Annotated in this window: 9 protein-coding genes; 5 read left to right on the top strand and 4 right to left on the bottom strand. The window is 71.9% G+C overall.

Annotated features, from left to right (window positions below; translation table 11 throughout):
• Both ACWGIU_RS19610 and ACWGIU_RS19605 read right to left on the bottom strand, forming a co-directional pair.
• A partial coding sequence (locus ACWGIU_RS19610; protein WP_453707469.1) for a hypothetical protein occupies window positions 1-1,532 on the bottom strand: 1,532 nt, incomplete at its 3' end.
• Window positions 1,533-1,661: 129 nt separating this feature from the next.
• Window positions 1,662-1,856, bottom strand: coding sequence for a hypothetical protein (locus ACWGIU_RS19605; RefSeq protein WP_453707467.1), 195 nt, complete (start codon window positions 1,854-1,856; stop codon window positions 1,662-1,664).
• A 415-nt stretch (window positions 1,857-2,271) separates the two neighbouring features.
• On the opposite strand from ACWGIU_RS19605, the gene ACWGIU_RS19600 reads away from it, so the two are divergent.
• Together ACWGIU_RS19600 and ACWGIU_RS19595 are read left to right on the top strand one after the other, a co-directional pair.
• On the top strand, window positions 2,272-3,246 hold the full coding sequence (locus ACWGIU_RS19600) for a fibronectin type III domain-containing protein (RefSeq protein WP_453707465.1): 975 nt from the start codon (window positions 2,272-2,274) through the stop codon (window positions 3,244-3,246).
• 62 nt (window positions 3,247-3,308) lie between these two features.
• Window positions 3,309-5,405 carry an ATP-binding protein gene (locus ACWGIU_RS19595; protein ID WP_453707463.1) on the top strand — a complete coding sequence of 699 codons (2,097 nt, stop codon included), beginning with the start codon at window positions 3,309-3,311 and terminating at the stop codon, window positions 5,403-5,405.
• Between the two features lie 152 nt (window positions 5,406-5,557).
• Here ACWGIU_RS19595 and ACWGIU_RS19590 read toward each other — a convergent pair whose 3' ends face one another.
• A complete protein-coding gene (locus ACWGIU_RS19590) occupies window positions 5,558-5,743 on the bottom strand; it encodes a DUF5999 family protein (protein WP_030388211.1) in 186 nt (61 codons plus the stop codon).
• A 155-nt stretch (window positions 5,744-5,898) separates the two neighbouring features.
• On the opposite strand from ACWGIU_RS19590, the gene ACWGIU_RS19585 reads away from it, so the two are divergent.
• Window positions 5,899-6,336: an SRPBCC family protein gene (locus ACWGIU_RS19585; protein ID WP_453707460.1), complete on the top strand. Its 438-nt coding sequence runs from the start codon at window positions 5,899-5,901 to the stop codon at window positions 6,334-6,336.
• A gap of 71 nt (window positions 6,337-6,407) precedes the next feature.
• A complete protein-coding gene (locus ACWGIU_RS19580) occupies window positions 6,408-7,172 on the top strand; it encodes an LppU/SCO3897 family protein (RefSeq protein WP_453707458.1) in 765 nt (254 codons plus the stop codon).
• 73 nt (window positions 7,173-7,245) lie between these two features.
• On the opposite strand, the gene ACWGIU_RS19575 is transcribed toward ACWGIU_RS19580, so the two are convergent.
• Window positions 7,246-8,475 (bottom strand): acyl-CoA dehydrogenase family protein, encoded by a 1,230-nt coding sequence (locus ACWGIU_RS19575; protein WP_030719072.1) that lies wholly within the window; start codon window positions 8,473-8,475, stop codon window positions 7,246-7,248.
• Between the two features lie 216 nt (window positions 8,476-8,691).
• Between ACWGIU_RS19575 and ACWGIU_RS19570 the strand changes: the two genes are divergently transcribed.
• Window positions 8,692-9,336, top strand: coding sequence for a TetR family transcriptional regulator (locus tag ACWGIU_RS19570; RefSeq protein ID WP_030011804.1), 645 nt, complete (start codon window positions 8,692-8,694; stop codon window positions 9,334-9,336).
• The last annotated feature ends 98 nt before the right edge of the window (window positions 9,337-9,434 follow it).

Below are 9,434 nucleotides of genomic sequence, written 5' to 3'. Positions count from 1 at the left end.
ACACCGACGTACGCGGTGCCGTCGGGGCCGAGGGTGATCGGGGCCCAGTTGTTGTCGTAGAGCGGACCGGTGCCGGTCAGCTGCCGCCAGCGGCGCTCACCCGTGCGGAAGTCCACGGCCGTGAGGTACCAGGCGTCGATGCCCCAGACGTTGGGCTCCTTCTCGTAGAAGTAGAGCAGCCCGTTCGCGGTGGACAGCTTCGGGACCACGGAGGGAGCGCGGATCGCGCTCTCCCAGACCGTGTCGCAGCCGCTGCCGTCGGCACGTACGTCGATGCGGGCCACTCCGCCCACGACGGACTTGCCCCACAGCAGGGTGGTGGGGTTCTCGTAGCCGTAGTTGTTCTCGACGACGATGCTGTTGCCCCAGGTGATGAGGGAGTTGTCGGTGGTCGAGGCGCCGGAGCCGAACACCGGCACCTTGCAGACCAGCCGCCGATCGGCGGGTACGTCGACGCCCCGGTCGTAGACCAGGACGTTCATCCGGTCGTCGGCGTTGTCGGTGATGGCGACGTAGCCCCGGCCGAAGAGGTCCGGGGTGGTGCCCGAGCCCTGGTTGACGGATCCGGGCTTGGACGCCGTGCCACGGTCGTACGTCTGGCGCCACTGCACCTCGGGGGTGCCGTCGGCGGCGGCGCGGAAGCTGTAGAGCGCATGGTCGGAGACGATGGATACGCCGTCCTCTGCGACCGAGAAGGAGTTCTGGATCTCCTCGCCCCGCAGTTGGACGGAGCGGATCCGCGAGGTCGCCGGATCCACCGTGCCGACCCGGCCCTGGCGGGTGACCCACCAGATCCGGCCGTTCCAGTCGGGCATCACGGAGGTGACGGGGTCGCAGGTGCCGCTGGGCCACAGGTGGGTCCAGGTCACGCAGTCGTGCGGGACCTGCCCGGTGAGGTCCCAGTCGTCCTCTGCCGTGAACTTCCAACTGCCGTCGGGGTTCTGGGAATGGGCGAGGCGCAGGATGTGCTGGCGTGAGTCGGCCAGCACGGCCCGGTCCTGGTCGTCCAGGTAGAAGTAGGCGCCGCCCGAGGTGTCCTTGAAGATCTTCGCGAAGTCGAGCGAGGTGATCGCCTCGACCGTCGAAGAGCGCTGCGGGAGCTGGTATTCCGCGAGCGTGGCGAGCGTACGGGCCTCCAAGAGCTTGACCTTGAAGCCGGAGAAGGTGCCGCACACCGTGACGAGCCGGCCGGCCGAGTCGAAGGTCGCGGTGGCGCATTCACCGCCGAGGGCGGCGATCTTCTCGCTGGTCACCTTCGGGTTGTTGCCGAGCGGCCCCGACCAGGGCGAGGTGGCGCTGCCCGCCGCGTCGGAGTGCATGCCGCTGCGGCCGTTGGGCGCGAGGAAGGGGTGCTGCGGCGGCGCCTCGCCGGACAGCGGGGCGGCGGGCGCGGGGGCGCCGTCGTAGTGGGTGACGAGGCGGTGGCCGGGGGCCTTGGGTATCTCCTCGGCCTGGGCCGGCGAGCCGCCGTACATCACCGTGAGCGCGGCGACGACGGGCAGCACGGAGCAGTTCAGCGATCTTCGGGGCATCCGGGCTTCCTCCATGTCTCTCAGCGTTGTTGACATTGCGTCTGGTGTCGCGCCGCCGCCAGACGCTAGATCGCACCGCCGGAGGAGTCCATGGATGGGCCGGATGATTCACGAAGGCGCAACAGTCGATCAAGGATTGAGGCTGGACACCACGTTCGCGGTGGCCGTCAGGCCGTTGTGGATGGTCGCGGCCATGCTGCTGCTCGCGAGGTAGAAGCCGAGCAGCCCGCAGACGACGGCGTGCGAGAACTTGAGCCCGCCGCTGCGCAGGAAGATCCAGGCCAGGATGACGAGCAGGACGACCACCGAGAGGGAAATAACCATCGAAACCTCCTTATACGCCGCCATGGTGGCGCAGGAGGGGGTGCCTTCGGGCGAAAGCCGTGTCCGCCGTACGGGTGTTGACGGTCCGTGAGGGGCGGCCGGTTCGTGACGATCTCGCAGCGGACCGGCCGGCGCGGGCGCAGCACCAAGGCACGGGCTGTTCCCGCGGGTTGCAGCCGACCACCGTCGGCCCGGTGAGGATCTCGGAGTCGCCGTCCGTTCCGTAGCCCGGCAGCGGGCCGAGGGCAGTCGGTCCGGCCGCCGCGCCGGGCGATGATGCCGGACGAGAACAGAAGAACACGAACCCGGACACACCGCGGGGGTCGCCGGACGCGGGGTCTTGCCGGTCTCCGCCCCGCCGTGCCATATATGTCTAGACCAATAAGGAGCCAAGCAAGTCGAGGAAGGCACCCCCGTGCGACGCAGCGCCCCCACGCTCGCCCTCCGCCTGGCCGTCGCAGGCATCACCGGCCTCACCGGCCTCACCGGCCTCACGGCCTGCACCGCGCCGGACACGCGGCCCCCGCCCGCCCCCGCCGGACTGACCGCCCAGGCCGGCAGCGCCACCAGCGTGCATGTCATGTGGGACGCGGCGGCCGACCGGGACGGGGTGACCGGCTACCAGGTCTTCGAGGCCGGCCGCCTGGTCCGCGAACTCCCCGCCGAGAAGACCATGGTGGACATCACCGGCCTCGCCCCGCAGACCGGTTACGCCTTCACGGTCCGGGCCGAGGACGCCGCCGGCAACCTCTCCGACCCCGGCCCGGCCGCCCGGGTGACCACGCCGGCCGCCAAGGCCGAGGACCGCACGGCCCCCACCTCCCCGGCCACCACCACCGCGCGGGCGACGGGACCCCGGTCCGCCCAGGTGTCCTGGACGGCGGCGACCGACGACACGGGCATCACGGCCTACGACGTCTACCAGGGCGGCGTCCGGATCCACACCGCCGGCTCCGGCGAGAGCGTCACGACCCTGGACAACCTCCGGCCCGACACCGTGTACACGTTCACCGTCCGCGCCCGCGACGGGGCGGACAACTCCTCCCCCGACGGCCCGGCGGTGGACGTGACCACCCCACCCGCCTCCGGCGACCGCCCCGGCACCGCCCCCGCCGAATTCGCCGCGACCGCCTCCCCGGGCACCGTCACGCTGACCTGGTCCGCCCCGGCCACCGGCGGCGAGACCACCGAGTACGAGCTGTTCGTCAACGGACTGCCCACGACCGTAATCCAGTTCGGAGCGGGTGCGGTGCCCAGCGGCCGGGCGGAACACCGGATCACGGTGACCGAGCCGGCCGGCACGGTGTGGGCCGTGAAACTGCGGGCCAGACTCCCTGACGGCAACTGGGGATCCTTCTCCGCGGAGCGGCGGATCACACTCGTCGCGTGAAAGAAGACACCGATCCGGCCTGAACGGCGCGGCCGCACAGGAAGATCGCGCACAATACATCCGTGTTCGGTGAGTACTCGTGCAATGACAATCAGGCAGACTCCGCGGACGGCGATCCCGGACCGGCCCCCTGCCCGGCGCCCGGAAACCTACCCCCGGAACCCGCGAGCTTCGTCGGACGGGAGCGCGAACTCCGGCTGCTCGACGGCCTGTTGCGCGAGCGACGACTGGTCACCCTCACAGGAGTGGGCGGCGTCGGCAAGTCGAGGCTCGCCCTGCGGGCCGTCGCCACCGCCTGCCAGGCGCGCCCCGACGGGGTGTGGTGGGCGGAGCTCTCACCCCTGCGCGATCCGAGCCTGCTCACGGCCACCGTCGCCCACACCGTCGGCCTCGCGGACCACTCCCCGCACCCTCCCGACGAGGAGCTGTGCGCGTGGATGGCCGACAAGGAGCTGCTCCTGGTGCTGGACACCTGCGAGCACCTGGTGGCCGACTGCCGCCACCTGGTCGGCGAACTCCTGCAGTCCGCCCCCCGGTTGACGATCCTGGTCACCTCCCGCGAGCCGCTCGGCATGCCGACCGAGGAGGTCGTCGAGGTCCGGCCGCTGCCCTGTGAGGGGCCCGACAGCGACGCCCTCGCCCTCTTCCGGGCCCGCGCTCTCGCCGCGACCCCGCGGGCGGCGGCCGTGTTCGCCGACCCCGGGCGGACCGCGGTGGCCGCCGAGGTGTGCCGGCGCCTGGACGGCATCCCGCTCGCTCTGGAACTCGCGGGTGCCCGCATGCGGTTGTGGACGCTGGAGCACATGGCCGAGCGGATCGGCGAGCGCTTCGAGGTGCTGTCCGACGCCCGGGCCGCGCTTCCGCGCCGGCACCGGACGATGCGGACCACGATCGGCTGGAGCCACGAACTGTGCGAGCCGCTGGAGCGGTTGCTGTGGGCCCGCCTCTCGGTCTTCACCGGTGACTTCGACATCGCCGCGGCGCGCGCCGTCTGCTCGGGCGGGCCGCTGCCCGCCGCCCGGGTGGAGCGCGTACTGGCGGGCCTCGCCGCCAAGTCCGTGGTCCTGCGCATCGAGGAACGCGGGACCGGGGCCCGCTACCGAATGCTGGACACGATCCGCGAGTACGGGCAGGACTGGCTGGACGAACTCGGCGAGGGGGAGATCGTCACGGACCGGCACGCCCACTGGTACGCGGCGCTCTCCCAGGCCGCCGACCGGGGCTGGCTGGGCCCCGCGCAGGTCGACTGGTACCGCAGGATCACCGCCGAGCACGCGCAGCTGCGTACCGCCCTGGAACACCTCATCGCCTCCGACCCGACGGCGGCGTTGGAGATGGCCGGGGCCCTGTGGTTCTACTGGTTCGCGTGCGGGCACGCGCACGAGGGCCGCGGCTTCCTGGAACGGGCCCTGCGGGCCGTTCCGCGTACGGGGGCCGCGTACAACCAGGCCGTGTGGGCCCTGGGGCTCACCGCGCTGCTCCAGGGCGACCTGGACGCGGCCCAGCAGCTCGGCGGCGAGTGCACCCGCGACGCGGCCCGACTCGCGGACCCGGAGCGGGAGCTGCGCGCGGGCTACCTGCACGCGGTCTCCGTCCTCATGCCCGGCGACCCCGTACGGGCCCTGCGGCTGGCGGGTCCACGGGCCCGGGCGGGACACGGCGGGCGCACCAGCGGCGCGGGCTGGCTCCTGTGCAAGCTGGCCACCGGCTACGCCCTGTGCGACCTGCGACGTTTCGAGGAGGCGACCGAGGAGGCGCGGTCCCTGCGGGAGGCTTGCGTGGAGCTCGGCGAGCGCTGGCTGAGGGCGTACGCGGACTACATCCTGGCCGTGGCCGCGCTGGGCCTGGGCGACCACGGGGAGGCCGCCCGGCACGTACGGGCCATGCTCTCGGGGAAACGGCTGCTCGGCGACCGCTTCGGCATCGCGCTCGGCCTGGACCTGCTGGCCGCGGCGGTGGCCGGGCTGGGCGACGGGGAACTCGCGGCGCGGCTGCTGGGCACCGGGCAGGCCTGGTGGCGCACGGTGGGCCGGCCGCAGATGGGCTCACCCTCGCTGACGGCCCTGCGGGACCAAGGCGAGCGGCAGGCCCGCGCGGCGATCGGAGACGCCGCCTTCGAGGCGGCGTTCCTTGGCGGCGCGGCTGCGCCCACCGGCTGAGTCTCGGCCGGTGGGTCCGAACTACGGCCTGAACCCTGGGCTCCCGTCAGTACGGGAGGGGTCTGCCCGACGGTGTGCGCAGGTCCAGGTCTCGGGGGGCGGGCTTCGGGACGGGCTTACGGATCAGCTGCTGGCGCATGCTGCCTCCTCGCTCAGACCAGGGCCGGGCGGCGCGGTTCCACCGTGCGGCTGTCGGGGAGCAGTTCACCGGTGTCGTCGAACATCACGACTCCGTTGCACAGCAGGCTCCAGCCCTGTTCGGGGTGAGAGGCCACAATGCGGGCGGCGTCGTGATCGGCGCTGTCGGCGGTCGGGCAGGGTGGCTGGTGGGAGCACATGGCGCACCTCCTCGCGAAGTGGGGCGGGAGCGCCGGTGGTCACCCGGTCGAATCCGCGATCCACGGTGGCGGTGAGTATTACTGATCGCCGCCCCCGGACGGAACCCATATCCGCCGTCCAGTTCAGGGTGTGTATGCCCGATTACGATGCGCTCATGCCCGCTGTCCGGATCATTCACCGCACGTCTTTTCCGCCGGTCGAGGCATGGCCGATGCTCACGGACTGGGAGCGCCACGGCGCGCAGGTCCCGCTCACCCGGACGATCATCGAGACGGCGCCGCCGACCCGCGTCGGAACGATCTTCACAGCACGCACGGGCGTGAGCAGGATCACATTCGACGACCGCATGGAAGTGGTCGTGTGGCGACCGCCTGCGGAGGGATTGCCAGGATTGGTCCGGCTGGAGAAGCGCGGCCGGTCCGTGGCGGGCTGGGCGGAGATCGAGGTCCGTCCCCTCGCCACCGGCGGCGCCGAGATCCACTGGCGTGAGGAGCTGCGCGTGCGCGGCCTCCCCCGCGCCCTGGATCCACTGGTCGCGGCGGCGGGCCGGCTCCTCTTCGGCCGGGCCCTCACGCGACTGCTCCGGCCCTGAGAACGGGAACGGCGGGGCTTAGGGTGCCATGATCACCGCGCCGGTGATCACGAAGCACCGAGGAGATCTCCGTGGCCACTCCGCCGCAGCCGCCAGCGCAGGGCGCAGGCCCGTACCACCCCTATGCCGCGCCCGTCCCGCAGCAGAGCGGCCCGCCCGGTCCCGGGTACGCCGGACCTCAGCCCCACGCCGCGTACGGCGCGTACGGCGCGTACCCGGAGCCCGGCCGGTACGGCTGCCGGATGTGCGGGGCCTGGCCCGCCGCGCAGGCGACCGTACGCGGCCACCAGGGCCTGATCGTGCTGATGCGGTTCCTGAGCCTGCGCGGACCGTTCTGCCGCGACTGCGGGCTCGCCACCTACCGCCGGATGTCCTCGGACACCCTGTGGCAGGGCTGGTGGGGGCCGCTGTCCGCCTTCATCACGCCCGTGACCCTGCTGATGAACCTCGGCCCGCGGGCCGCCTTCCGTAAGCTCGCTCCTCCGGCCGGCGGCTTCCGGCCCGCACTCGACCCGGGCAAGCCGCTGTGGCGCCGGGCCCCGGTTCTGCTCTTCCTGCTCCCGGTCCTGCTGGTCGTACTGGCCGTGCCGGCCCTCCTCCTGGCCGCCCTGGTGTTCGGCGAGCCCGAGCTGTCCGCGGGGCAGTGTGTACGCAACGAGGGCAGCTGGCTCGACCAGGAGCTGCGGATCGAGTCCTGTACCTCGCCGCGCGCCCGGTTCCGGGTCACCGAGCGCCCGGACACACCCGGTGCGCGCTGCGCCGCGGGCGATTACATCTCCGACCCGAAGTACAGCCGGAACGACTTCACCACCTACTGCCTGACCCCGCTGCGATGAGCCGCCGGGGTACGGGGCGTTCACCCCGTACCCCGCACGGGCGCCCCCCGTCCTGCTGCTTCGACGACACGAACTAGCGGATCGGCATGCCGGAGATCGTGCGGGCGATCACCAGGCGCTGGATCTCACTGGTGCCTTCGAAGATGGTGTAGATGGCGCTGTCCCGGTGCATGCGCTCCACCGGGTACTCACGGGTGAAGCCGTTGCCGCCGAGGATCTGGACCGCCTGGGCGGTGACCTTCTTGGCGACCTCACTCGCGAAGAGCTTCGACATCGAGCCCTCCGCCGACTCGAACGGCCGCCCCGCCACCGCCATCCACGACGCCCGCCACACCAGCAGCCGGGCCGCGTCGATCTGCGTCCGCATGTCGGCGAGCTGGAAGGCCACTCCCTGGTTGTCGATGATCGGGCGGCCGAACTGGGTACGGGTCTTCGCGTAGTCGAGGGCCACCTCGTACGCCGCGCGCGCGGTGCCGACGGCCATCGCTCCGACCGCCGGCCGGGAGGCCTCGAAGGTGGCCATGGCCGCGTTCTTCACCCGCTCGCCGCCACCGCTGCGGGCGCGCTCGTGGGCCCGCGCGAGGCGCTCGTCCAGCTTCTCCTTGCCGCCGAGCAGGCAGGAGCCGGGGATCCGTACGTCCTCCAGCACCACCTCCGCGGTGTGCGAGGCGCGGATGCCGTGCTTCTTGAACTTCTGGCCCTGGGACAGGCCGGGGGTGTTCGGCGGGACGATGAAAGAGGCGTGCCCCTTGGTCCCCAGCTCGGGATCGACCACCGCGACGACGATGTGGACGTTGGCGATTCCGCCGTTGGTCGCCCAGGTCTTGGTGCCGTTCAGCACCCATTCGTCCTTGGCCTGGTCGTAGACCGCCCGGGTGCGCATCGAGCCGACGTCGGAGCCGGCGTCCGGCTCGGAGGAGCAGAAGGCGGCCACCTTGACGTCGTCGGGGGTGCCGTACATCTGCGGGATCCAGGTGCCGATCTGCTCCTCGGTGCCGTTGGCGACGACGCCGATGGCCGCGAGTCCGGTACCGACGATGGAGAGCGCGATACCCGCGTCGCCCCAGAAGAGCTCCTCCATCGCCATCGGAATGCCGAGGCCCGTCGGGTCGAAGAACTGCTGGGCGTAGAAGTCCAGCGAGTAGATGCCGACCTTGGCGGCCTCCTGGATGACGGGCCAGGGAGTCTCTTCGCGCTCGTCCCATTCGGCGGCGGCGGGACGCATCACATCGGCGGCGAAGCCGTGGATCCAGTCCCGCACCTGCTTCTGGTCGTCGTTCAGCTCCATGGTGAACTCCGCCATGTCCCCTCCACCTGTCTGTACTCGTCCTTGCGGAAGTTACTAGCGGTAACCTACGCGAAGGCCACAGTGTGTTACCGACGAGTAAGCACTGTCAAGCACCGCCCGCACCGGCCAGGACGCCGGACGGGATGACCACCGATTCGATCGACGGGGTGTGCGGGGTGTTACGTTGCGTGGGCGTCAGGCACATCGCAAGGGCGGGGAGAGAAACACGTCATGGAGACCACTCAGCAGGCCGGTGAGCCCGGAGCGGCCGAACGCCGCCGGCGGGAACTGCTCGAAGCCGCCGACCGGGTCGTGCTCAGGGACGGCCCCAAAGCCTCCATGAACGCGATCGCGGCGGAGGCCGGCATCACCAAGCCCATCCTCTACCGGCACTTCGGGGACAAGGCGGGCCTCTATCAGGCCCTCGCCGTCCGGCACACCGACGCGCTGCTCGACTCCCTGCGGGCCGCGCTCGACGCCCCCGCCGAGCGGCGCCGCCGGGTGGAGGCGACGCTCGACACCTACCTCGCCGCCATCGAGGCCCGCCCGCAGGTCTACCGCTTCCTCATGCACCCGGCCGAGGACTCCCACAGCGCGGAACGCGGCTTCGACGTCGGCCTGCACTCCGCCCCCCTGCTGCGCCGGCTCGGCGAGGAGCTGGCCGAGGTGATCGGCGAACGGGTGGACCTCGGCCCCGGGGGCGAACGCCTCGCCCGGATCTGGGGCCACGGCATCGTCGGCATGATGCACGCGGCCGGCGACTGGTGGCTGGGTGAACGCCCCTGCGAGCGCGCCGACCTGGTCGCGGGCCTCACCGACCTCCTCTGGGGCCGCCTGGCCACCGCCGGCAACCGCAAGGACGGCCCGGGCTTCTAGCCCTCGACCTCGCCGGGGCCCTCCCGGCCCCGCCGGCCACATCCGGCGTCGGCCGACCCCGTCCTCCCAGCCCCGCTGCACCCCTCCCAGGCTCGGGG

It is taken from the genome of Streptomyces sp. NPDC054840, assembly GCF_053611065.1.
This window is presented reverse-complemented; position numbering and strand designations above follow the sequence as displayed.

Bases quoted from the DNA above. Each gene is read 5' to 3' on its own strand.
- ACWGIU_RS19605 (WP_453707467.1), bottom strand. From the start codon at position 1,856: ATGGTTATTTCCCTCTCGGTGGTCGTCCTGCTCGTCATCCTGGCCTGG.
- ACWGIU_RS19590 (WP_030388211.1), bottom strand. From the start codon at position 5,743: ATGTGCTCCCACCAGCCACCCTGCCCGACCGCCGACAGCGCCGATCAC.
- ACWGIU_RS19585 (WP_453707460.1), top strand. From the start codon at position 5,899: ATGCCCGCTGTCCGGATCATTCACCGCACGTCTTTTCCGCCGGTCGAG.
- ACWGIU_RS19575 (WP_030719072.1), bottom strand. From the start codon at position 8,475: ATGGCGGAGTTCACCATGGAGCTGAACGACGACCAGAAGCAGGTGCGG.
- ACWGIU_RS19570 (WP_030011804.1), top strand. From the start codon at position 8,692: ATGGAGACCACTCAGCAGGCCGGTGAGCCCGGAGCGGCCGAACGCCGC.